17 protein-coding genes are annotated in these 23,958 nt (G+C 50.5%); 6 read left to right on the top strand and 11 right to left on the bottom strand.

Annotated features, from left to right (window positions below):
• Nucleotides 1-13 precede the first annotated feature (13 nt).
• The 7 genes from addA to SATMO3_RS00510 form a co-directional block, all read right to left on the bottom strand.
• Entirely contained in the window at nt 14-3,769 is a 3,756-nt protein-coding gene (gene addA, locus SATMO3_RS00540) for a helicase-exonuclease AddAB subunit AddA (RefSeq protein ID WP_371376009.1), read from the bottom strand.
• Nucleotides 3,769-7,245 (bottom strand): helicase-exonuclease AddAB subunit AddB, encoded by a 3,477-nt coding sequence (addB, locus tag SATMO3_RS00535; protein ID WP_371376006.1) that lies wholly within the window; start codon nt 7,243-7,245, stop codon nt 3,769-3,771. The genes addA and addB overlap by 1 nt, the downstream gene beginning before the upstream one ends.
• Nucleotides 7,242-8,840: an HD domain-containing phosphohydrolase gene (locus SATMO3_RS00530; protein ID WP_371376003.1), complete on the bottom strand. Its 1,599-nt coding sequence runs from the start codon at nt 8,838-8,840 to the stop codon at nt 7,242-7,244. Before SATMO3_RS00530 ends, addB begins: the two co-directional genes overlap by 4 nt.
• 105 nt (nt 8,841-8,945) lie before the next feature.
• Complete coding sequence (locus SATMO3_RS00525; RefSeq protein ID WP_371376000.1) at nt 8,946-10,088, bottom strand: iron-containing alcohol dehydrogenase; 1,143 nt, start codon at nt 10,086-10,088, stop codon at nt 8,946-8,948.
• 188 nt (nt 10,089-10,276) lie between these two features.
• Nucleotides 10,277-11,056: a basic amino acid ABC transporter substrate-binding protein gene (locus SATMO3_RS00520; RefSeq protein ID WP_371375997.1), complete on the bottom strand. Its 780-nt coding sequence runs from the start codon at nt 11,054-11,056 to the stop codon at nt 10,277-10,279.
• A gap of 165 nt (nt 11,057-11,221) precedes the next feature.
• Nucleotides 11,222-11,758 (bottom strand): mismatch-specific DNA-glycosylase, encoded by a 537-nt coding sequence (locus SATMO3_RS00515; RefSeq protein WP_371375994.1) that lies wholly within the window; start codon nt 11,756-11,758, stop codon nt 11,222-11,224.
• Complete coding sequence (locus SATMO3_RS00510) at nt 11,755-12,972, bottom strand: metallophosphoesterase (RefSeq protein ID WP_371375991.1); 1,218 nt, start codon at nt 12,970-12,972, stop codon at nt 11,755-11,757. Before SATMO3_RS00510 ends, SATMO3_RS00515 begins: the two co-directional genes overlap by 4 nt.
• A 296-nt stretch (nt 12,973-13,268) precedes the next feature.
• Between SATMO3_RS00510 and SATMO3_RS00505 the strand changes: the two genes are divergently transcribed.
• Entirely contained in the window at nt 13,269-13,841 is a 573-nt protein-coding gene (locus tag SATMO3_RS00505) for a hypothetical protein (RefSeq protein ID WP_371375989.1), read from the top strand.
• 3 nt (nt 13,842-13,844) lie between these two features.
• On the opposite strand, the gene thiD is transcribed toward SATMO3_RS00505, so the two are convergent.
• The 3 genes from thiD to SATMO3_RS00490 all read right to left on the bottom strand — a co-directional run bounded on the left by thiD (nt 13,845) and on the right by SATMO3_RS00490 (nt 17,013).
• Complete coding sequence (gene thiD, locus SATMO3_RS00500; RefSeq protein ID WP_371375986.1) at nt 13,845-14,654, bottom strand: bifunctional hydroxymethylpyrimidine kinase/phosphomethylpyrimidine kinase; 810 nt, start codon at nt 14,652-14,654, stop codon at nt 13,845-13,847.
• Between the two features lie 175 nt (nt 14,655-14,829).
• A complete protein-coding gene (locus SATMO3_RS00495) occupies nt 14,830-14,973 on the bottom strand; it encodes a hypothetical protein (RefSeq protein WP_371375983.1) in 144 nt (47 codons plus the stop codon).
• A gap of 105 nt (nt 14,974-15,078) precedes the next feature.
• The gene (locus SATMO3_RS00490) at nt 15,079-17,013 is read right to left on the bottom strand and encodes a putative bifunctional diguanylate cyclase/phosphodiesterase (RefSeq protein ID WP_371375980.1); all 1,935 of its coding nucleotides are present in this window, start codon (nt 17,011-17,013) and stop codon (nt 15,079-15,081) included.
• A gap of 295 nt (nt 17,014-17,308) precedes the next feature.
• Between SATMO3_RS00490 and clpB the strand changes: the two genes are divergently transcribed.
• The 5 genes from clpB (at nt 17,309) to SATMO3_RS00465 (ending at nt 22,751) form a co-directional block, all read left to right on the top strand.
• Entirely contained in the window at nt 17,309-19,906 is a 2,598-nt protein-coding gene (gene clpB, locus SATMO3_RS00485; protein ID WP_371375977.1) for an ATP-dependent chaperone ClpB, read from the top strand.
• 239 nt (nt 19,907-20,145) lie between these two features.
• The gene (locus tag SATMO3_RS00480) at nt 20,146-21,243 is read left to right on the top strand and encodes an HD domain-containing phosphohydrolase (RefSeq protein ID WP_371375974.1); all 1,098 of its coding nucleotides are present in this window, start codon (nt 20,146-20,148) and stop codon (nt 21,241-21,243) included.
• A gap of 607 nt (nt 21,244-21,850) precedes the next feature.
• Nucleotides 21,851-21,955: a hypothetical protein gene (locus SATMO3_RS00475; RefSeq protein WP_371381647.1), complete on the top strand. Its 105-nt coding sequence runs from the start codon at nt 21,851-21,853 to the stop codon at nt 21,953-21,955.
• A gap of 13 nt (nt 21,956-21,968) precedes the next feature.
• Complete coding sequence (locus SATMO3_RS00470) at nt 21,969-22,139, top strand: hypothetical protein (RefSeq protein ID WP_371375971.1); 171 nt, start codon at nt 21,969-21,971, stop codon at nt 22,137-22,139.
• Between the two features lie 99 nt (nt 22,140-22,238).
• On the top strand, nt 22,239-22,751 hold the full coding sequence (locus SATMO3_RS00465) for a hypothetical protein (protein ID WP_371375968.1): 513 nt from the start codon (nt 22,239-22,241) through the stop codon (nt 22,749-22,751).
• Nucleotides 22,752-22,835: 84 nt separating this feature from the next.
• On the opposite strand, the gene SATMO3_RS00460 is transcribed toward SATMO3_RS00465, so the two are convergent.
• Nucleotides 22,836-23,672 (bottom strand): DUF2064 domain-containing protein, encoded by an 837-nt coding sequence (locus tag SATMO3_RS00460; protein ID WP_371375965.1) that lies wholly within the window; start codon nt 23,670-23,672, stop codon nt 22,836-22,838.
• Between the last annotated feature and the right edge of the window lie 286 nt (nt 23,673-23,958).

Raw genomic sequence — 23,958 nt, 5'->3', positions numbered from 1 at the left:
TTTTATTTTGCTATTATCCCAGCGTTTCCAACCGTATAACACGCCCCAGGGCAAAAGTATAAAGGTACCGTTCCTTGACCGGACGCCCCAAAATACGTTCAACAGCAGCAGCATACATACTTAGCTGAACCGAGTATTTGGCAATAAACTCCTCTGTGCTGCCTGCCCGGTCGGTTTTATAATCTAAGAGCACCAGGCCGTCGTCTTCCGCAAACAGGCAGTCAATAACTCCCTGGACAAAAATTTGTTCCCCGCAGCCGGCAAGATCGGCATAAAACTTTTCGGCCGGCAGCATCAGACTAAAGGGCATTTCCCGCCATACCTCACGTGCGCTTTTTATTCTCTGTCCCAGCCCGGAAGATAAAAAAGCGGCAACTAAGGCGGCATCGGTTTCCCTTGCCTGGCCGTCAGGCAGTATCTGCCGCGCTTCCAGCGAACGGATTTGCTCGGTAATGGCTGCCGGCGTAGCTTCACCGTCAAACCGGATGTGCTGCATGACAGTATGCATCATAATCCCGTACTCTACCGGCGTCATCCGGGTAGCCGCCTGCAGAAAGCGCGGCCGGGTATGGATAACCGGCTGACCTAACAGCGGTTCGGCCTCTGCGTCTACAGTAAGTTCCATCCGGCTTTTAATCTCCGATACCGACAGTTTAGCCGGCTTAGTGACAGCAGCCGCACAATCATACTCCCAGGTCAGGAGCGGCTCCACCCAGTTGGTATCTGTCCCTGCATCAACCGGTTCCAACCGGTGGACGGCTGCCAGCAGTGCATCGTCGGCCTGTACAGCCTGCTCCGGTATCGTGATATCGGCCGCATTATAGATGCTGACCTCCCAGGCCGAAGGATGGCCGGCCAGTTCGGCCACAGGCGATTCGACGCCCCCGCCATACTGCCTGATGCAATCGCCATCCGCGTGCCGGGCAACGGACATGCCGATCCAGTCCAGATAGCTCTTGGCTTTAATCACCTGAGCAGCCGGTAATTTTTGCGCCGGGTCAGCCACATTCCGGCACCACGCGGTGCATTTTTGCCTGAGTTTTTTAGCCGAGCCAACCAGGATGAGTTTTTCCCGGGCCCGTGTCAGAGCCACATACAAGACTCTAAGTTCTTCCGCTTTTGTCTCAAGTTCAAGCTTGTGCATGATTCCCCAGCGTGCCGGCGAGGGATAGCGGAACCTATGCTCCGGCAGAGTAATATACGGACCCACTCCCAGTTCCTTATGACACAGTACCAGGCCGGTAGTATCCTGCAGGTTAAAGTTTTTACCGGCATCTGCAAGTATAACTACCGGAAATTCAAGTCCCTTACTCTTGTGAATACTCATTACCCGGACAACATCTTCACTTTCGCCCAACGCTCTGGCAACCGACAAATCCGAATCTTTTTCCTTTAATCGCTCAACAAACCGCAAAAAGCGGAACAGACCGCGGAAATCCGTAGACTCGTACTGCCGGGCCCGGTCATACAGCGCCCTTAAGTTGGCCTGCCGCAGCACTCCGCCCGGCATGCCGCCGACATAGTCGTAGTACCCGGTATCGTGATATATCCGCCAGATAAGTTCAGATACTCCCTTGCGCCGCGCCAAATTGCGCCAGGTTTCCAACTGATTGATAAAGCGAACTGTTTTTTCGTTCGGATTCTCGCTCTGGCTGTACGCCTTAAGCGCCTCCCACAGATTTTCCTGCCGCTCAGCCAGGCGGATTTGCGCCAGCTCATCGCCGCCGAGACCCAAAAACGGTGAGCGAAGTACAGCCGCTAACGGAATATCCTGATAGGGGTTGTCGATAATTTGCAGCAAGGCCAGCATCACAGCAATCTCAGTTTCGGCAAAATAGCCGGAGTCCAACTCAGCATAACAGGGAATGCCGTCTTGCCGCAATTTATCCTGCAAGGCCTGGGCTTTGCCTTTTACCGACCTTAGTAAGATTACAATATCCCGGTACAGGAGCGGCCGGTAGCCGCCGGCCTGCTTGTCGAAGGCCTGATAGCCGGAGCGCATTAAGCCTTGAATCCGCCGGGCAATGAGCACGGCCTCCTGTTCAAAGGCGCTCATTTCTTCTTCCTGCGCGATACTGCTGTCCGTCCTGCCGGCAGCACTCTGCTCAGCCTCTTCCGCCGGCGGATTTTCGGCTTCCATATCCGTCTCCTGTCCGTCTGCCTCGGCTTTATCCCGGTCAACAATGATGAGTTCCACCGGCCCTGCCAGACTGCTTAACTCTGTCGCCGGATAATCGGGGCCAGGATTAAGTTGTTCTGCCTGACCGTAATCAAGTTCTGCCGTCCGCTCACTCATAAGCTGTCCAAACAGGAAATTGGCAGCATAGAGTACGCCTGCGCGGCTGCGAAAATTCCGGCTCAAATCAATCCGGCGGCAACCGGCCAAATTATCCCCCTGGTATCTATGGTACTTTTCCATAAACAAGGCAGGCTCGGCCAGCCGGAAGCGATATATACTTTGTTTGACATCGCCTACCATAAATAGGTTTGGCTGCGTTTCACTGGCGACAAGCCGGATTATTTCTTCTTGCACCCGGTTGGTGTCCTGATACTCATCGACCATAATTTCACTGAATCTTGCTTTTAGCCCCAGCGCCACGGCCGAAGGTTTGGACTCTTCGGGGGAAGCCGCTTTGTCCCGCAATACGGCCAGACAAAAATGCTCCAGATCATTAAAATCGACAACTCCTTTGGCCTGCTTGGCGGCGGCGTAGCCTGCCGCGAATTTTTTGACCAGTTGGACCAAAGCCTGAACAAGCGGCTGAACCTGGCGAAGATCGGCGACAAGCTCGGCGCCGCTGCGTTCAAAATAGGCCGCACGGGAATCGTTTATCTTCTTTTTGGCTTTATTGCGCTGCCCCTGGAAATGGTCTTTTATCTCTTTGGCCACTTCTTTGCCTACCGAAGCAATCCGGGGGAAGCTGACTGCTTCCAGCGCGATGGCCAGGGCAGTCCAGGACTGCTTGGCCGCCTGCAGGAGATTGTCAATTATATTGATATCCTCAGCCAGCGTTGCGCCATAAGCTGCCGGGTTGCCCGGCTTGCCGGTTTCGGCCATAAGTGCGGTCAGCGCCTGCCTGGCGTCCTCTAAGTCCAGGGAAATTTTATCGCGGACTAAGTCCGACCAGGGTGTTGCATCAAACCCGGCGTCAGCCGGAAACTCAAATGCCTCGGATAGACCGTCCAGCCAAGCTTCCGGCCAGGGGTGACTGCGCGAGAATTCGTAGAGTTTTAGTACCAAACCGGCCAGGGAATAGTCCCCATCTTCATCACCATAGTGTTCAATAAGCATTAGAAACTCGCCATCAGCACCGGTATAGCCGTCTTCAAACACAACCTCCAGCACATCGCTTTTGATAAGCGTAATTTCGGTGTCATTGGCAATCCGGAAATTCGGTTCAATTTGCAAGAGATAAAAATACTGCCGGACAAGGCTTTGACAGAAAGCGTGCAAGGTAGAAATACTGGCGGCATTTAAAAGCACCAACTGACGTTCGAGATGCCGCTTTAATTCCGGGTCGGTAAGAGCCGGGTCGGCAAGTGCCGCATTCAGTGCCTCGCCAATACGGCTGCGCATCTCATTAGCGGCGGCGTTGGTAAAGGTAACAACAAGGAGACTGTCGACACTCAGCCGCTCCTTAGGATCCATAATACGGCTGATAATGCGTTCGACCAGTACCCAGGTCTTGCCGGACCCGGCCGCTGCCGCCACTAAAAGATTATGATTGCGGGTTTCAATGGCGGCCTGTTGTTCAGGTGAGCATTGCATCACTTTCCGCCTCCTTTCCGCTGACGGAGAGTATTCATGATATCCTCATCAGCGATTTTAGGCAATACCAGATATTCGTTTTCCGGCAGATTATGGTCAAACTGGCAAACCGGCCGGAAAATGCAATAGCCGCAGGGAGTCGCCTTATCCAAACGATAGGGCCTGATCGCTGTCTCACCGCTTAAAATAGCCGAAGCCACAGCCACAAGCTCCTGTTCTACATGTGCGAGCAGCAGCTTAAACTCTTCGCCGGTTTTGAGTTTATCCATACAGCTTTCATAAAAGCCGCTTTTGCCGAGGGCTATCCGGAAAAAATCCGACCAGCCGTTCATATCCTTATCCAGCAACCCGGCAATATTGGGATCTGCCAGCAGCCAGCCAGGCATTTTAAGCCTGGCGTTAATACTTTTTTCAATTTGTTCCGGCGTTTTAAGGGTAGTTCCCGACACAACCGGATTCTTCAGGAAATAATACAATACCCCGGCTGGCAGACAGCCATTCGTACCGGCCTGCGTACTGACAGCGACCAGTAGGTATGTTAGCAGCTGCAGTTTAAGCCCGTAATAAACCTCGGTTAAATCCAGCCAGGCCCCGCCCGACTTATAGTCAATCACCAGTACATAGCGCTGGCCTTGGTACTGGCCAATATCAAGCCGGTCGATCTGGCCGGCTATCTCCAAAACAGATTCCGGCAAGGCCAGTTTTAATGCCGGTAAACTGCCCGCCCCTTGTCCAAAGGACTGCTCCAGCGCCACCGGCTTGAACAGACTGGCCTGGGCCCAGGCGGACAAACGGTTGGCAGCCCGGATGGCCCGCCGGGTAATTCGCGTTACCAAATGTTCATGCTGCTTGCTGCTGAGCAGAATCTCATTTTGCAGTTTAGGGGCCAGTTCAATGACAATCCTGGTGCACAGCTCGTTGATCTCCGGCGGGGTAACCTCCCCCCAGTTTTGCCCGCGCTTGGCTAAAGTGTCGCCAAATTGTTTAAGGACGGCATGCAGAAACTGTCCCAAATCAGGCGCCTGCAGCTGATACACAGCCCGCTCTTTAAGTCCCAGCCCATACTGGGCAAAATGTTTAAAAGGACAGGCGCGAAATGCTTCAAACCGGGTTACGCTGCCCCGCAGCACACCGCTCTGTGCATATAACCGCTGCGGCATGCTGGCCGAGAGCCGGCCAGGCTGGTTGTAATGAAACAATCCGTTCAGCGCTGCTGCCAGCTGGCTTCGCCAGCGGCTCTGCTCAAGGGCCCAATTGTAGACATCCCACCAGACCGGACTAATCTGCCCGGTTTCCTTATATAGCCTGAGAGAGCGCGCCAATACCGCAAATGCCCGCTCCGGCCTGACAAGATACTCGGTCTCCCGTCCGGCCGGCGGTTCTATAGGCAAAGCCACCGGCTTAGCGCCGGTTATTTCCTTAAGCCGCCGGATAACGGCAGATGGCGCCAGCGCCTTCCCCTCGGCGTCAGCCAAAGGATAACTTACCCAAAGACGCCGGCTGGCCCGAGTAAAAGCCGTATACACCAAAAACTGCTCGGCAAAAACGTCGGCAACAGCTCCGCCGCCCAGCTCAATTCCCAGATTTTTCAATAGTTCCCGTTCACTGTCGGTTAACAGGCCTTCCTCCCGCCGCCGCTGGGGTAAAACACCGTCACTGACTCCGGGAATAAAGGCTGCCTTTATTTTTAATCTCCTGGTACGTTCCAAAGCGGCAATTGTGACATAATCAAGACCTGGCGGAATCAGACTGAGGGTGGTGCCTTCCAAACCTTCACTAATTATCGCGGCGAATTCCTCCAGTGTGAGTGGCTGGTCGCCAAATGTATCAACAAGCTGGTCGAATAGCTCTATGAGTTTAGGCCAAATTTGCTGATGCTCCCGGGCCTGCTCCAGATCCCCCGCCTTCTCAGCCGCCACTGCCCAGACCGCCAGCGTTTCTTCGGCCTGCAGGCCTGTCAGAAATTCATAGACAGCCTTAACCAGTGCCACCGGCGGCAGCCCTTCCCGCACAGCCGGAGTCAGTTTGCCAGCCAACGTTACCAGTCCGCCTGTTCCCTGCCGGCGAATAGTATTAATCTTTTGCAGATATTCCTGTTTGCGGCTATCCGGCTCATCCCCGGCCCACTCATCCTCCGCCAGCGAATACCGCCGGCGGAACTGCCAATCCTCAGGGTTTGTCCACCGCGATCCCCGGATGCCAAATTCCAGACAATAATTCTCCAGAATGTCCACATCATCCCGGGACACAGGCAGTAAATCGGTTTTTAGACAACGAAAAACAGGCTCATAGCTCCATTTCTCCAGAATTATATCCAGCGCCGATCGTACCAGTTCAGCCAACGGATGGTGAATAGCCGGCCTGCTGTTGTCCCGAAAAAAGGGAATCCGGTAGTCGGCCAGGATGGTAGCGGTTAAATCGGCATAACTATCCATATCCCGGATAAGAATGGCCATATCCCGCCAACGCAGTCCCTCCTGACGGCTCAGTCTGATAATCTCACAGGCAATAGCCTCTATCTCCGTCCGGCGGTTGGCTGCCTCAGCCAGCGTAAAATCTTCCCCGGCGGCAGGGCCTGCAGCAATTCGACCGCCAAAGAAATTACGCTCAATCTCCCCCAGTACCGGTTGTCTGAACCGCTGGGCCGTTATGAGCTCCAGTTGCTCAATTTCAGCTTCAAGTTCCGCAGCCAGCTTCTTCAGCTTATGATACGTTTCCCACTGGCGGTGAAACAGGGTCTCCTCCCGGGCATGCAGCGGGTTATCCGGGCTATCAAGACAAAGCGTGACGGTAACAGACTGCGCCGTTTGCAAAACAGCTGTCAGTACGGCATATTCCTGTGGCGTAAACCAACTGAAACCGTCAACCCAAACTTCCGCCTGCCTGAGCAAAGAAGACTCCGGAATCTTTTCCGCCAGCAAGGCCAGATAATCTTCCGGATCAATGTACCGTCCGGCGAGAAAATCCTCAAATCCCTGAAAAAGAATCGCCAAATCATGCATTTTTCCGGCCAGCGCCTGGCTGCCCTGACATTCCTCCCGGCCAGCCGTTGCCGTCAGCATATCAGGCCTAATCCCGTAGGCCTTAAACTCTTTTACCAGCCCTTCTACCGTAGCGGCAAACTTTTTTTCCGACGCAGCCCGGGCCAGCAATTTGAGTTTATCCCTGTTTTCCATCAACAGCCTACTAAAAACCATGCGTTTGCCCAATTCCGAAATATGAGGCCTGGCGGCGCCGCCTGTTTCATTCAGCACCCGGTGGGCTAACCGGCGAAAACCAAGCACATGAGCCCTGACAAAACCGCCCGCCGGACTGGCTGCGGCCAAAGCCCGCTCAACCTCATAGGTTGCCTGTTCCGGCACTATAAAAATAAGCGGCCGGCCATCAGGCGATTCGGCCAGCCGTTCCAGTATGTCGTTAAAACATCGCCAGGTCTTGCCGTACCCGGCCCGTCCCAGCAAAAAACTAAGTCTCATATGACTCTCTCCTCTAGGTTTTGGCTTAACAGCTCACAGAAAAGGGCGACAAGCCCGGGGTCAAACTGACTGCCTGCCCGTCGTTTCAGTTCGTCGACAGCCGCCTCGGCCGGCATGGCTTTGCGATACGGACGGTCACTGGTCATGGCATCATATGCGTCAACAATGGCAATAATCCGGCACTCAAGCGGGATTTCCTCGCCTGTCAGACCGATTGGATAGCCATTCCCGTTCCACCATTCGTGGTGCTTGAGGATAAAGTCGGCAATTGGAATAAGATCGGAAACCGATTGGGCAATCCGGTAACCGATTTCAGCATGCCGTTGCATTTCAACCTGTTCCTTCAGCGTCAGCTGATCCGGCTTAAACAGTATCCGGTCGGGGATTCCCACTTTGCCGATATCATGGAATTGCGCCAGCAGTTTGATATCGGCGGTTCGTCGTTCCGATAACATAAGCACAGCTGCTACATTAGCAGCCAGAAACTGCATTCTGTCGCCATGTCCCTCAGTGATAAAATCGCGTATTTCCAGCGCCTTCAGCAGTGCTTTGACGATAGCGCTGCGGCTGCTGCGGCTCCGGTGCAGTTTTTCCCGATACATGTTATCGTCAGCTTCCCGGAACAATTCATTCATGCTTACAAGTTCACCGTCATCGGCGCCGCTGGCGGCAAAACCGATAGACATGCTGAGCGGCAATTCCAGGTGAGCGGCATTATATTTATCTACGGCATAACGGATCCGCGCGCAAACATCTTCCAATAGATAACAGTCTGCCTTAGGCAGCAGGATTGCGAACTCGTCGCCGCCAATACGGGCGACAATATCATCAGCGCGCACGTGGCCCTTAATGATATCGGCTGCCGCATTAAGCAAAGAGTCGCCCTGCTCATGCCCTAACGTATCATTGATAAGCTTAAGGCCGTCAACATCACAAAGCACAATACCTATCGGCTTCGGCTTCGCCGCCTCCAGCCGGGACATCTCCCGCTTAAAAAGCGCCCGGTTGCACAAACCGGTGAGCGCATCATGATAACTTATATATTCGAGTTTTTTTTCAAATTGCCTGCGTTCAGCCAATTCCTGTTGCAGGGCGGTATAAAGCCTGGCATTGATCAGAGCAATCGATGCCAGATCGGCAAAACGGCTGAGTACGATTACTTCCTCCTGGGTAAACAGCCTGGCTTCCAGATAAGCCAGGCCGATAATCCCGGCCAACTGCCCCTGTGCCTTAAGCGGCATGCCGATAACTGCGTTCACAGAGTTATATTCAACGTCCGGATAACGGCCGGGCCAATTTGCATAATCATTGACAATACAGGTTTCACCAAGACTAATGACCTGTCCGACTACACCCAGGCCAGGAACAATTTCCAGCCCACTGTGACGGGCATAGAAGCCAATGGCCACTTGCAGTTTAAAATTTCCGTCAGCTTCATCAAAAAGCGCAATAAAGCCGTGCTCAGTACCAACAAGTTCGCCGGCCTTTACCACCATGCTTTTCAGTAATTCCTTGCTGTCCAGATTATTCATAAGTGCCAGCGCCGTGTCGTGCAGGGCTGTAAGATAGTTGTTCTGACGGTATAGATCGTCCATGATTCATCCCTGTCTTTCCCAACTTGCATCGATTTCCAAGGGTTGCTGTATAATTCGCCGCCGGCAAAAAGCTTTCCTTCCGGATTAATTGATTTATTGGTAAAATTATACACCTTCGTATAAATACCAGAGTATTTCTGCCATTTCCTCTTTAAATACCGGTACCGGATTTACCCGGGTTGAACCTTTAAGGCAGTTTTCCACCAGCTCGGCAAATCCCTCACTGAAGGCCTCACGATTGACGCCGGCCTGCTCCAGCCCGGCCGGAACAGCTAATGTCCGGTTAAGTTCCTTCACGGCAGCAATAAAGTCCTGGCAGTCCCTGCGGCCAATAATGCGGGCCAGTTCATCCAGCCGGCTGGCTACCTCCATAGAGCGGGCGTTGAATTCCAAGACATAAGGCAGAGCAATGGCGTTCAGCAGTCCATGCCCCAAATCAAGTTTGCCGCCCAGAGCATGAGCAATGCCATGCGCCATACCCAGTCCGGTATTATCAAAAGCCAACCCGGCCAGACACTGATAGTGATGGACCTTTTCCCGGCTTTCAACCGTTTTGTCCTGATAAGATACCGGCAGCCAGGAAAATAATCCGGCCACCGCTCCTTTGGCCAATACCTCGCTGAAATCATCCCGGCTACTGTTAATGTAGCACTCGACAGCATGGGTAAGCGCATCCATTCCGGTCTCGGCCACAACATGGCCGGGCATGGTCATAGTGATATCGGCATCCAGGATGGCTAAATCAGGAATGAACGCCGGCGTCTTTAAGCCAATTTTGAGATTTTGTTCCCGAAAAGTAATGACGGCTGCTTTCGTTACCTCAGCGCCAGTGCCTGAAGTTGAGGGAATAGCGACAAACTGCAGATTCTTACGGACAGCAGGCAGGTCACCTGCCTGCGCCTTGGCAAAATCAAGCTCGGGATAATCATAAAATAAGGCCATTACTTTGGCGGCGTCAATGGGCGAACCACCGCCAACAGCCACTAACAGATCTGGACCGAACTTTCGCATGCTTTGCAGGCCGTCCAGTACTGCCTGGGTATCCGGATTTTTACCAATGCCGCCATATACCTGAGTCGTACAGCCGGCACCCTGTAAGAGGGCCTCTATCCTGTCAATTACGCCGCTGGTTTGCATAGCTTTGCCGCCAGTGACTATAAAAGCCCGGCCGGCCTGAATACCGGCCAGTTCAGCAATGGAACCCTGACCGGTAATAATCGCCCGACCGCCTAATACGATCTTTTTCATGAAGCTTCATCTCCCTTTGGATTTAATCACGAATCATAATACTAGTATTATTGGACACCCCTTGCCGGCAAACCTTCTTAAAAAAAGTAAAAAGCCGCAGCAGCGAAGTCCGCTGTTACGGCTACAATATCATATCCTGTAACTAACCTTCAGCCGGAGTTAAACCCTCACCTGAAGCTAAGTTTACTTTATTGAGGCTTTTTGCCAAACCACTTTTCGTAGATTTTGGCATATTCGCCATTTTGTTTCAGTTCATCAAGCGCTTTATTGATTTTTCCTGCCAGTTCGGTATTTTTCTTAGCCACTGCAATCCCGTATTCTTCGGCATTCAGCACTTCACCGACCAGTTTTGCATCCTTATTGCCGCCTTTTGCCAGATAATATTCATTTACCGGCAGGTCATTTACAACGGCATCAGCACCACCGGCTTTGAGCTCCAGAAAAGCTTCCGAGGCACTGTTAAACTCACGCACTTTGGCATCCTTGATCTTTTTGGCTTCTTCTGCACCGGTTGTGCCGATCTGCACGGCAATCCGTTTGCCTTCCAGATCTTTAAAGTTTTTAACAGCGGTATTATCAGCTTTCACTATAATGGATAAACCGGATTTGTAATAGGGCTTGGAAAAATTAACTTTCTTGGCTCGCTCATCAGTAATGGACATAGCCGACGCAATCACGTCAATTTGGCCGCCTTCAAGCGCCGGAATCAAACCGTCAAAAGCCGTATTAGCCACCTGTACTTCCATTCCCATTTGTTTGCCGATAGCTTTCATGAGATCTACATCAAAGCCCACATAGTCTTTATTTTGATCATCCTGAAACTCAAATGGCGGGAAAGTAGCCTCAGCCCCGACCTTAAGAACCTTGGCAGCTGCCGGCTGGGCCTGCTGACTGCCGCCGCAGCCGGCAAGAGCCACAGTTAGAGCAAACAGCGCCAGACTAGCAAAAGCAATCCACTTTTTGGACATAGTATGTACCCCTCTCTCTTATGCATAATCCTTTATTATTATACATACTTTCATCCAGTCTTCCAAACTTGTTGGCCTGCCAAAACAAATAAAAATACAGGCGCTTGCGCCAGCAAACGCCGCCTATGTCCTTTTATCAAAGATTATTGAAAGAATTTTAACATTTTATTCTTTCTCGGTATACATTTTATTATATCCTTTTTCCAGAAGCCGGGCTAATTGATGGTAGAACACCAGTTGATCCGCAAACAGTATCCTGGTCAGACCGCTGGGCGACGGTACAACAAAGTCAACAATACCGGCAACTGCTCTTTGCGCCTGCTGTCCGCACTTAATATCCGGCCTGCCGGCGAACTCTTTATATACGCCCACACCGGCGAAGCAGGCAATCTTCGGTTTATACTGCCGGAGCTTGCCTTTAAGAATCTCGCGTCCGGCAGCATACTCTTCCTTCGTTATCTCCGCCGCTGCCCGGCTGGGGCGGGCCACGATATTGGTGATTCCCAAACCCAAACTAAGGAGTTTTTTGTCTTCTTCAGGTTTAAACTGGTACGGCGTTAAGCCAGCTGCCGCTAAGAGCTTCCAAAACTTATTGGAATAACCGGCAAAGTGGTGGCCTGTTTCCGCCGACCTTGCTCCAGGATTATAGCCGATAAACAGGATATTCAGGTTGGGAACGATTATGTCCGATACCTGGTTCATCGCAAACCACCTGTTAACGTAAACACACTAATCTCGGCCGGACAACCAATCCTAAGCGGCAGCCAATGGCCTGTGCCTACACTGACATACCCATAAAAGTCCCCTTGCCGGTACAAGCCCCGCATATATTTATACTCAACAGGCAGCAATGATTTTCCGAAGATATTCACCTGGCCGCCATGCGTGTGCCCGGCGAGCGTTAACGGCACACCGCCGCTAAACGCATTATCAAAAAAATCGGGATGATGCGCTAAGAGAACAGGAAATGCATCTGCGGGAATTCCCGCCGCCGCCTGGGAGAAATAGCGTCGCCGGACGTCTTCCTGCTCTGCCCGGTTCTTGCTCCAGGGATAGTCAACACCGGCAAGATACAGTTTGCCGGCAACCGCCTTGTTGCTATTTTCCAAAACAGTAATAGGACTATTGTATAGCGCCTTGCGGATACGGCCAATATCCCGAAAATACTCATGATTGCCCCAGCAATAGAATATCCCGTAAGGCAGTTCGGACTGAAAAGCGGTAAGCCGCTCCATAGTGGGAGCCAGCAAATCCAGATCGTCAACAAGGTCGCCGGTAATCACCAGCAGGTGCGGCTTTTCCTGCTTAATTACAGTAAGTACTTTATCCAGTTTATCCATACCAAAAAAAGGTCCGATATGGGTATCACTGATTTGCGCGATCCTAAATTCCTCTAGTTCTTTAGGCAATTGCGGGAAACTCAACCGGTACCGGTTGGTTGTAATGTACCTATCGCCGCCAATCACCCCATAAGTACTGATCGCGAATGGAATTGCCGGTACTGCGGCCAGGGCACCCTGTAAAAATTGCCGGCGCGTAACCCCTTGTGCTGCGTCCTGCCCGGCCGGAACTTGCGCAAGTTCCGCTGCCGGTGTCTGTAGTTTTCGCATCAGCTTTCTGACAATATACCCGGCCAAGAGTACTACCAGCATAAACACAAGTCCGACCAGCCATATATAGGAGAAATATATAAGATAGCGGAACCACTCTCCGGGGAAACCGCCGGCCGGACGCAGCCAGCGGCTGAAAATGAGAATCCCCAGGGCCAATAGCGTGGCCCCCCAATATATACACTTTGCCTTTTGGCCGGCGTATATAACATGCCATTTGGACAGAATTCGTCCACCCAGCCAGGTTATGCCTGCCAGGATAAGAAGAAGAAACAATACTGAGAAAATCGAAGGTCCGTGCTGCATATGCGCCTCCCTTTAGCGGCTTGTGTCACGTATCTACTGCCTGCAGTTATAGTTAGTTATTTCCCTAAAATATCTTTAGTATAGTCCATTAACCAATAAAGTAGACTTAGTTTCAGGGGGGTTACCCCATCTGAAGGTCAGTCTTCGGCTAAAAGGAAACATCCTGCCCAAATACAATTAACTACTACCAGAAGCAGCGTTACTGCTATATGATTTATTTTCTGGAAAGAGCGTTAGTGTAATATCCATCTGGCTGCATACGGCATATACTAGTAGTCTGAAAGGGGGGAATGAGTATGGCTACAACGGACAGCATAACAATTATTAATACGCTGTTAGGCGATATTAATGCTGTTATACCCAACTTTACCTCTTTAGTCAGCTCTTACCGGCTGCTTGTCGGTGCCGCCGAAGAGATACAGCGTACCCCTGGCGTGCCTTTTGAAATATTTGAACGGTCAGTTATCCGTTATGACCGTGCCGGCACCCTGATTGATCTTTTACTTGAGCTCTTATGCTGCAAGATTGCGTTCACCACTCAGTTTTTGGCGGTCACCTGCGCCCCTGTCGACATCTTCAGACTCCTGGAGAATTGCTGCTCAATTGACGATCCCGCCTGCCGCACGGCTGAAACCATCATTATTCTTGAGGCGCTGCGCCAGTTACTCGGGCGGCCTTGCAATTCCTGCTTCGGTCCGCCGCCGGAAGGCATAACGCCGCCGCCCCCGAAAGTCCCGCCCGCTTCGCCGGCGCCGGCCAAAGCCGACATAATACCAAGCGATCTGGAAACGCAAAAAGAACTTATGACAGAAGTTACACCGCCGCTTTCCCCAGCCTTCCGCAGCCCGCTGTCCCGTAAACATATATAAAACTTACCCGTCTGCCAGCATCCCGGCCTTTTTATATAAAGAATAAAAATGATGGGTAGGGCCTACTCCCCGGCCGATTGTCAGCGCATGTTCGATGGCCACCGTGATGTACTCCTTAGCCGCCGCAACCGCTTCGGCAACAGACATTCCCCGGCCTAAACTGGCGGCAATAGCCGACGAAAGAGTACAGCCTGTACCATGTGTGTTCTTTGTTGCAATTCGCGGAGACGGAAAATAGGTAAAGTTGTCACCGTCAAACAGAATGTCGGTTGAATCGCCTTCCAGGTGTCCGCCTTTCATCAGTACATTCTTACAACCGAGGGCTAGAATGTCGCGGGCGGCGTCTTCCATGTCCGATAGTGTGACAATGGTTCTGCCGGTAATGACCTCGGCTTCAGGAATGTTCGGAGTCAGAATGGTGGCCAGCGGCAGCAATTCCCGCACCAGCGTTGCCTCTGCCGCCGGGTTGAGCAGATGGAAACCGCTTTTAGAAACCATCACCGGATCAACAACTATTTTTTTTGCATTATATTTTTTCAGCCCTTCGGCAATTGTCACAGCGGTTTCGATCTGGGACACCATACCGATTTTGACTGCGGCTACATCAATATCCTCAAAAATGGCTTCAATTTGCTTGGCGATAACTTCGGGCGTAATATCCTGTACCGCAAACACTCCCTGCGTATTCTGGGCAGTAACAGCAGTTATCACACTCATGCCAAACACGCCATGGGCGGCAAACGCTTTGAGATCGGCCTGTATGCCAGCGCCACCGCTTGAGTCTGAGCCGGCAATTGTTAATACATTTTTCATAGTATCACCCCTACCCAAAAATAAACACGAATTCCATAGAATTCGTGTCCTTTCCATTGACAAACACCGCAGCGTACTGGCGCTGTCACCTTCAGTCTTTGTATAGAAATATAGACGCAAACCTCCGGATTATTATAATTTTAGCATATTACAATCCGGAAAAACAGTCTTATGGTTATTCTGGTCTATAATCAGGACTAAATTCGGTAACATATTGCCAGGCTTGTTCCGCCAAGCCTTCCTGTTCGGCCAGTTGAGCCTCGTACAGCAGGTAAAGCCAAACGTGATCATTGGCGATAGCATACTCTTGCCCCTTCATGGTATTACCTCCTTTTATTTACGAAAAAAAGAGGAAGCCATTGCTTATGCATTGGCTCCCTTGCCTTGCTTCTGATGTAGTATATGCGGTCTGCTATAATTACTCTCATACTGCAGGGTATGTATTCTGTATATCCTGCTTGCTGCCGTCCAAGCGCTTATTACCGGTCTCTATCAGGTTCTGAAATTCTTCCGGCGGCAGCGGCCAACTAATAAGATAGCCCTGAATGGTATCGCACAGCTTTTGTTTTAGAAAGGCGAACTGAGTCTCGGTCTCCACGCCTTCGGCCACAACCGACAGGCCCATTTGATGAGACAGTTCGATGATTGTGCCTGTTACAGCAGCATCAATGCCACCGGCAGCAATATCATCAATAAAAGCCTTGTCCATTTTCACAGCCGTAATCGGAAGTTTTTTTAGATATGTCAGCGAAGAGTAGCCTGTACCGAAATCGTCCAGCGCAATCCGTATTCCCATGGCACGCAGTTCTGCCAGCTTACGGACATTATCGGCCAGTTGTTCCATTAAAACGCTCTCGGTAATCTCCAATTCAAGATATTCCGGCGATAACCCCGTTTCCGCCAGGACATCCGCCACACTTTGCACAAAGCCTTCCTGAATCAGTTGCACAACCGAGATATTAACAGCTACCCACAATCGCCTTTGTCCGCTCTTGTACAGATCCTGACTGAACGCACACGCCTGCGCCAGCACCCAGCGGCCAATTTCTACAATCAGGCCGGTTTCCTCCGCCAAAGGAATAAATTTCAGCGGCGACATCATGCCGTATTCAGGACTTTCCCAACGCAGCAACGCTTCAAAGCCCTCAATGCTATCTGTTTTCATGTCAAACTGCGGTTGGTAATATACTTTGAGTTCCTGATTTTTAAGAGCTTGCCGCAGCCGGGACACCAGTTGTGTCTTCTCCGCAACAGCGTCATGCATGGCATCGTTGAAAATCATATAGCCGCGCTTGCCGGAATTTTTGGCAGAATACATCGCCGTATCGGCATTGCGCAGAAGCTTGCCAAGGGAATCGCCATGTTCCGGGTATAGGGCAATACCGGCGCTGGCGGTAATATGAAAAACATGCTCATTCACGATAATAGGCTTCTCCAGCAACTGCATAACTTTATCGGCATAAGTGGCAACCTCATCGCTACCGCTAATGTCGGGCAAAAAGATAATGATTTCATCGCCGCCCAGCCTGGCGGCCATACCGGCATCTGCAACCAATGCCGCCAGTTGACGGCTGATGTTTACCAACAGCTGATCACCCCAGGAGTGACCATACGTATCATTGATCAGTTTAAAATTATCGATATCAATAAACAGAAAAGCTCCCTGTGAGCCCTTTTCCCGTGCCCTGTCTAACGCCGCGCAAACCGTTTCTGTTAAAAGCTCCCGGTTAGCCAGGCCGGTAAGAGTATCGTAATAAGCCATATGCTTAATCTTCTCTTCTTTGAATTTGCGGTCTGTAATATCCGTATACGAGCCAGCCATCCGGACAGGGTGGCCATTACTGTCAAACAAAGCCTTGCCGCGGGATAAAATCCAGCGATATCCCCCCTCAGGCGCTTTCACCCGGTACTCGACCCGAAACAGCGGCTCCTTGCCATCAAGGTGGCTGCCTAGCTCTGCCTCGAAATGCGGCAAATCGTCGGGATGCACGAGTTTTTTCCATTTCTCATGGGTATTTACCGCCTGTTCGGATAATCCGAGCAAATGCAACCCCCGTTCCGACAAAGTCTGGGTATCGCTGGCAACATCCCACACCCACAGTCCATCATTGGAACCCTCGGTCACTAACCGGTACATCTCCTCATGTTGCCGTATTCGCTCTTCATTCAAATATAATTCATTAAAATTCTGCCTCAGTTCTTCCTCTTGCGCCGCCAACTCCTGATGAATGGCCGTAAGTTCCTCATTCTGCTTGATCAGCAGCCGCTCAGTCTCTTTATACTTGCCAATCTTAGCGGCAAGGCAGAGAATAATCAGGCCTAACAATATGACAGTTGCTCCCCAAACAACACTATACATATCTTCCAACCTTCCACACCAGCTTCCTGTAACATAGCCTGTAAAATTATATCGTAATATTTTTGTCAATCCTTTAGAGAAACATAAGGTCAATTAAGGTCAAAAAGTCAGAAAAAGTTAGATCATTTGCGTCCGGCATTCCCTTTTGGCAAAAATCAGTCTGCAAAGCCTAAAATCGCTGATTTTCGCCAATTCTCAAACTCCAACTAAGAAGAGTTTTCTGCTAGTATTAAATTGTAAATATTGCTAAATATATTGTCAGCTTAACTCTATCCTGTTTGAGGAGGTAATTATTATGTCTAATGAAAAATATACACAAAAAGCAGCGGCAGCACTGCAGGAAGCCCAACAGATCGCCGCGCTGAACTATCATCAGGAATTAACGGCTAAACACTTGGCGCTGGCGCTTATGAAAGATGCAACAGGTATCATGGCCTACCTCTTAACCCAGCTACACATCGACACCGGTCTGCTAGCCGCCAAATTAGAGCAGTTGGTAAGAGCTATCCCTTCGGTGCGCGGTCAGGAAAGCGGTTTAAGGATGAATACTGCCATGATGCGAGTCCTGGCCTTAGCCGAAAACCAGGCCAAATCCATGAAGGATGAATATATCAGCGTAGAACACCTGCTGATGGCCGTCGCCGAAGACGGTGACAGCGAGCTGACTGCAGCCTGCCGTGATTTTGGTTTGACTAAAAAACGGATTTTGGAGGTTGTAAATCAGTTTCGGCAAGGCCAGTCCATCACTACCGATAATCCTGATGAAAACTTGGAAGCGCTCAATAAGTATGGCCGTGATTTAACCGAGCTGGCGCGGCAAGGCAAATTGGATCCCGTGATTGGCCGGGATGAAGAAATTCGCCGGGTTGTTGAAATTTTATCCCGGCGTACCAAAAACAACCCGGTGTTAATTGGCGAGCCAGGTGTCGGTAAAACGGCGATTGTAGAAGGCTTAGCCCGCCGCATTATCGCCGGTGATGTGCCGGAAGGTCTGAAAAACAAAACCGTGTTCTCACTCGATCTGGGCGCCATGGTAGCCGGAGCAAAATTCCGGGGCGAGTTTGAGGAACGACTCAAAACAGTGCTGGCCGAAATAGCCAAATCCGAGGGAAAAATCGTCCTATTTATTGACGAGCTGCACACCGTCGTCGGGGCCGGCGCCGCCGAAGGGGCAATGGACGCCGGCAATATCCTGAAACCTATGCTGGCCCGCGGCGAGCTTAGGTGTATTGGCGCCACAACGCTTAACGAATATCGCAAACATATTGAAAAGGACGCAGCACTGGAACGACGGTTCCAGCCAATTATGGTAGACCAGCCAAGCGCCGAAGATACTATTTCCATCCTGCGTGGTTTGAGAGAGCGCTATGAAATTCACCATGGTGTAAAAATCAAAGACGCCGCGCTGGTAGCGGCGGCCGTCCTGTCAGACCGTTATATTGCCGACAGGTTTCTCCCCGACAAGGCTATCGACCTTGTTGATGAAGCTGCGGCAAAATTGCGCACCGAAATCGACTCCATGCCCAGCGAGCTTGATGAAGCATCACGGCGTATCATGCAGTTTGAAATAGAGGAGCAGGCGCTCAAAAAAGAAGCCGACCTTTCCTCCAAAGATAAACTGGAGCGCATTCGTCACGAACTGGCCGGTCTTAAGGAACAGGCCGATGCCCTAAAAGCACAGTGGCAACTGGAAAAACAGGCTATCGTCCGTCTGCGGGACTTAAAAGGGGAAATCGAAACCGCACGCACACAGATGGAAGCAGCCGAACGGGCTTATGACTTAAACAGGCTGGCCGAACTTAAGTATGGCCGGCTGCCCGAATTGGAAAAGCAACTGAAACACGAGGAAGAACAACTCACCAATAACCGTTCTCATAAATCCATGCTGAAAGAAGAAGTGGATGAAGACGACATCGCCAAAGTGGTCAGTCGCTGGACAGGTGTTCCCGTAACTAAACTCATGGCCGGCGAGCGGGAAAAACTAATCCATCTCGAATCGGTTCTTCATCAACGTGTCATCGGGCAGGACGCAGCTGTTACCGCCATCAGCGAAGCCATTATCCGTGCCCGTGCCGGGATCAAGGATCCCAACCGGCCCATTGGCTCCTTCATCTTCCTGGGCCCGACCGGTGTTGGTAAAACCGAGCTGGCCAAAACGCTGGCCGAAGTATTGTTTGACGATGAGCGCAGTATGATCCGCCTGGATATGAGCGAATACATGGAGAAGCATGCCGTTGCCCGTCTTATTGGCGCACCGCCCGGTTATGTCGGCTACGATGAGGGTGGCCAGCTTACCGAAGCCGTCCGCCGCCGTCCGTATAGCGTTATTCTGCTGGACGAGGTGGAAAAGGCCCACAATGATGTATTCAATATTTTGCTGCAAATTCTTGATGATGGCCGTCTGACCGACAGCAAGGGCCGTACTGTGGATTTTAAAAACACGGTAATTATCATGACTTCCAATCTTGGGTCCCAGGATATTCTGAGTAACGAGTTTTCTGTAGCCAAGGAGCGGGTGCTGGATCTCCTCAAGCTTCATTTCCGGCCGGAATTTTTAAACCGTATCGACGATATTGTCGTATTTAACGCCTTAACGGCCAGACAGGTCGCCGACATTGCCGCTATTATGCTGAACAGCTTAAACCATCGCTTGCAAAAGCAGCTAAATATCAGTCTGTTATGGGATGAAAATGCGCTCACGCTGTTATCGAAAGAAGGCTATGATCCGCAATTTGGCGCCAGACCTTTAAAACGTTTAATCAGCCGGCTGGTAGAAACCGAACTGAGTAAAATGATTATCCGGGGTGAAGTACCAGAAGGCAGTCAGGTTTCACTGGGGACGGCCGCAGAAAAAACAACCCTTACCGTTGCGTCCAGACCTGCCAACGAGTAGATCAAAAAGAGACAAAATGCCCGGCTATGGCCGGGCATTTTGTCCGTTTCGGGACCTAAGTACCAGGGTTATGTGACCTTTGGCGGATTGAATTCCATTACCATCCAATTTATACTTAAGCTGCCAATGAAATATCTAGTTATATACGATGCAGTAAATTTTGCAGGCGGGTGGTTTGTTGGCAATACGCGCCGGCAAACTCTTTACTGCAGAATATATAGTATGAAGGAGCTGGTATTTTGTCAACCAGGATGATCGCCGTAAAAGACTTGGTTCCCGGCATGACTATCGGCGAACCGATCCTGTCGGCCAGCGGCAAGATTCTATTGGGAAAAGACGTAGTAATCGCCCCGCGAACCATCGCCTTGCTGTCCATGTGGAATGTCAGCCATGTCTTTGTGGACGGCGAAACCGATTCACCGTCGGACAGCCCGCCGGAGCCGGTACCACAAGCGGTGCCGGAACAAAAGATACCCGCCGGACAGAGCAGTGTTAAAGAAGAGTTCATGAACTTTTTCAAAGAGTATGACGGACTGGTAACAACCACTTCCCAGTCTTTTGATTTTATCCGTAACAGCCAAGAAATTCCCATCCAGGAATTGAAAGAAACCTCGTTCAGCATTTACTCGACCGTACTATCCACCGGGCCGGCCATTATGGACTATCTGTTGGTAAGTGACTTCAATCTTGCCGACAAGGTTACCCGTCATTCCGTTATGGTAGCCTTTATCAGCAGTATTATCGGCCGCAAGCTCAAAATGTCGGATGACCAGCTTAGAGTACTTGTACTGGCGGGCCTGCTGCACGATGTCGGTAAACTGGTAATCGCCAAGGATGCCGATCCGGAACCCAAGGCTCACGTTATTAACAGCGGCAAGCTTCTCCACCATGTGCCCGGGTTACCGCAGGAAGTCTTGCTCAGCGCCATCCAGCACCACGAATGGATGGACGGCAGCGGCTTCCCAATGGGTTCAACAGGTGATAAAATTCACCCCTATGCCCGGATTGTTGCGGTTGCCGACCTGTTTCATCAACAAGCCTATGAAGGCGAACACGCTAATCCGTTCCCCGTGCTGGAATATATGACCAAAGACCTCTTTGACAAATTGGATCAGGCTGTCTGTCAGCCCTTTATCAGACATGTTCGCGACTGCCTGATAAATTCGCCGGTTCTCCTGAGCGACGGCCGCACAGGACAGGTTATCTTCTTTAATGCCAACAAGCTGGACAAACCGGTAGTCAAGACCCACAGCGGCACCATTATTGACCTGGCAACCACCAAACATATTTCTATCAAACGTCTCGTCAGTCAGGAATATTTGGCTAATGCCAATTAGGTATGGAAAAAATCCATCCCCCGCTAACCACCGCAAATCAGCATAGTCCGCTAGTCAAAGGGGCTGTGGCGTTAGCCCTAGAAAACAAAAGACGACAAACCGGCAGTTAAACTGCCCCGTCAAGTGACAATAAAATACGAAAAGAACATCTTCTCTGCCAGCAACTCTGTAAAATGGGCTGCTGGCAGTTTTTATGCAGCTGACGTATCTCATCCGAGCCGCCGGTAAAACTCGGCCCCATCGGGATACCTAATATACCATTTTACGACCGTTTTAAGACAATGCAAAAATTTGGGAAGCGAAATTTTGAGTACTATTTAGCAGGCAGAAATTGCTATTATCGGCGTAAAAAAATACTGGTGGAAGGCGGCGTGGGGTCTGTTAACCATTTGCTCGACACCCGGGATTATATGGATCAATCCATGCTCAAGGGTGGGGCTAGAAGGGTATTATCTATTATCTTCTGATTATGCGTCATGCCATTTGCCCAGCTGCGCAAAGTGCTAATTGGAGCGGCTGAAGCAAGACCCTTTACACCGGGTATTTCGCCGGGGGGGTATATGCCGTAACCGATGGACGTCATTTTGAAAGTCCGGCCGAAGTGGCCATGTTAAAAGGGCATGCCGATATAGTTGGCCAAAGTCTGTGTCCTGAAGTCTATTTGGCGCGGGAAATTAGTGTCTGTTATGCCGGGCATACGGGTGTCAATTAATTGGGAAGGGAGCGTGAAGGACTGGGAACACCAGGAGTTGAGTCAAATCTTCTATGAGGATGCAGACAAGATTGGACATATTTTGGGGGATGCTATTAGCCGGTTGGATACTGAACAGGCCTGTGAGTGTGCCGAATTGCGGAAACGAACTTTGTTAGAGGCAGTATATGGGACTACGTCTTAATTTCCTGAAATTGGACAACCTGTCTCAATTTGCGACCTGGAAAGGTTTTGCATTTTTTTTGCAGAAGTAAGTTGCAAGCGTCCAGACAAAAGGAGAAATATGATCTACGTATTACACTGTCAAATCACACCCGGCCCGAAAAAAGAGCGTTTGGAAAAGGCTATGCGGGAGTCGGCTCCGTATCGTACAATGACAGATACACTTTGGCTCATCGAGGCTGATCTGCTGCCGAAAGAAGTGGAGGCCGAGCTGCAAGCCTTAACTGTAAAATCATTTGTCGCTCCGCTGCATCCTAACGGACCCCGAGGCGGAAAATTGCTGCCTGCCGACAAGGAAAATCAGGAAATACTGCATATCGTACATAGTGAACATTTACGTGATGCAGAAAAAGAGAAGCTGGAAAAGCTGGTACAGGATGCTGGGCCAGCCCGCAAGCTTACCGATTCTTTCTGGATTTTTAAAGCGAAGACAATGCCGAAAGAACTTGATGCATATCTGCAAGCATTAAATACTGTTTCCTTTGCCGCACCTCTGCATCCACAAGCGCAATGCGGCGGAAATCTACTTGCCGAAGATGTGGAATGGATAGCAATGCATACCTTGAAACATTAAGTAAAATACAAGGGTCTGGGCGTTATTTACAATTTTTAAAATTTACCAAAGAGCAATATGAATCTTACACGATACACTATTTTGTTAATCGGTGATTGTAGACACGTGGGCCGTTGTTTGCAGTCCTATTTCTTCTAAATAGTGTATTGTTCTTTTGGGTAGCACGACGGTTGCATCGCATTGCTGGACAAGCTTCAGCGTGTTCAGCACCGGTAGTAAGCTGGCCAGATCGGCAGGCAGATCGATGTCGGGAATCATTTCTACGAGGCCAATGGGGATTTGCTGCTCGGCTACCTTGTAGGCAATCATATCCAGTGCCGTTATGCCATTTTCATTGTAGAACACGCCGTTAAAAGAAAAGGGCGTAGCATAAGTATAGCCAATTAAGTTAAAGCCGCCTTCCTGGTCAACCGATTCAACGAGGCCAGCGCCGATTGCCGGCTTTAATAAATTGGTTCGCTGTGCGCAGGCCAATGCCCGGGGACTGGAAGCAAGCTGTTTAAGCTTTTGGACTGCTTCGCGAAGGGTTGCCGGCTGGAGAGTAGGCGTATCGCCGCCGACGATGAATACGCTATCGGCCAGTCTTTGGTCAGAACCGCCTTTAAATATGTAATCTACGGCATATTGCATGCCCTGATCGAAAGAACATCCTTCATCCGTAAAGATCTCTTTTACCGCCCTGTTGCCGAATGAGGAAGCTACAATGTGATTCATATAGTCCTTGTTGCCGCTTAGATTTTGGCAAATGTATATGTCGCCGCAATTAGCGGTAAGGCAGCTGTCAATAACGTCCAGGAGAGAAGCCTCATAAAAGTCTTTGGCCTCTTCCAGGGTTAAAATGCCGCCCCGCTTAGTTGTAAGCCGAGTTTTGTTGTCGCCGGTGTTAGGAACCTTGGCAAATATAACAATTGCAGTTCTCATGTTTCATACCTCCTATGGATCGCGTTACAAGCCGGAATAAGATCTAAGGTTGTTTATTTGAATATACAGGAAAAAAGGCGCTTTTTCAATGTAAGCTGTTTGGCGAAAAAAGAGGTCAGCCCCTTTGGATTATTGGGGTTTGACCTCTTTTTCCTAATTTGAGACGCTGCTATCTACATTAAAGGAAATAGGCTAACGGCCTATGGCCGGGAATCCATAGATATAACTCTCCCGTTCTCTCGAGACGGCGAATTGCCTCCATTTTTAATTCAGCATCATATTGTTG

Source organism: Sporomusa aerivorans, from assembly GCF_041428895.1.
In the GTDB taxonomy this organism is placed as follows: domain Bacteria; phylum Bacillota; class Negativicutes; order Sporomusales; family Sporomusaceae; genus Sporomusa; species Sporomusa aerivorans.
The sequence above is the reverse complement of the archived record's forward strand: the minus strand, read 5'-3'. Positions and strand labels throughout refer to the sequence as shown.

What these genes read in the sequence shown, in the direction of transcription:
- addA (WP_371376009.1), bottom strand. Translation starts at nt 3,769, where the DNA reads ATGCAATGCTCACCTGAACAACAGGCCGCCATTGAAACCCGCAATCAT.
- addB (WP_371376006.1), bottom strand. Translation starts at nt 7,245, where the DNA reads ATGAGACTTAGTTTTTTGCTGGGACGGGCCGGGTACGGCAAGACCTGG.
- SATMO3_RS00530 (WP_371376003.1), bottom strand. Translation starts at nt 8,840, where the DNA reads ATGGACGATCTATACCGTCAGAACAACTATCTTACAGCCCTGCACGAC.
- SATMO3_RS00525 (WP_371376000.1), bottom strand. Translation starts at nt 10,088, where the DNA reads ATGAAAAAGATCGTATTAGGCGGTCGGGCGATTATTACCGGTCAGGGT.
- SATMO3_RS00520 (WP_371375997.1), bottom strand. Translation starts at nt 11,056, where the DNA reads ATGTCCAAAAAGTGGATTGCTTTTGCTAGTCTGGCGCTGTTTGCTCTA.
- SATMO3_RS00515 (WP_371375994.1), bottom strand. Translation starts at nt 11,758, where the DNA reads ATGAACCAGGTATCGGACATAATCGTTCCCAACCTGAATATCCTGTTT.
- SATMO3_RS00510 (WP_371375991.1), bottom strand. Translation starts at nt 12,972, where the DNA reads ATGCAGCACGGACCTTCGATTTTCTCAGTATTGTTTCTTCTTCTTATC.
- SATMO3_RS00505 (WP_371375989.1), top strand. Translation starts at nt 13,269, where the DNA reads ATGGCTACAACGGACAGCATAACAATTATTAATACGCTGTTAGGCGAT.
- thiD (WP_371375986.1), bottom strand. Translation starts at nt 14,654, where the DNA reads ATGAAAAATGTATTAACAATTGCCGGCTCAGACTCAAGCGGTGGCGCT.
- SATMO3_RS00495 (WP_371375983.1), bottom strand. Translation starts at nt 14,973, where the DNA reads ATGAAGGGGCAAGAGTATGCTATCGCCAATGATCACGTTTGGCTTTAC.
- SATMO3_RS00490 (WP_371375980.1), bottom strand. Translation starts at nt 17,013, where the DNA reads ATGTATAGTGTTGTTTGGGGAGCAACTGTCATATTGTTAGGCCTGATT.
- clpB (WP_371375977.1), top strand. Translation starts at nt 17,309, where the DNA reads ATGTCTAATGAAAAATATACACAAAAAGCAGCGGCAGCACTGCAGGAA.
- SATMO3_RS00475 (WP_371381647.1), top strand. Translation starts at nt 21,851, where the DNA reads ATGTTAAAAGGGCATGCCGATATAGTTGGCCAAAGTCTGTGTCCTGAA.
- SATMO3_RS00465 (WP_371375968.1), top strand. Translation starts at nt 22,239, where the DNA reads ATGATCTACGTATTACACTGTCAAATCACACCCGGCCCGAAAAAAGAG.
- SATMO3_RS00460 (WP_371375965.1), bottom strand. Translation starts at nt 23,672, where the DNA reads ATGAGAACTGCAATTGTTATATTTGCCAAGGTTCCTAACACCGGCGAC.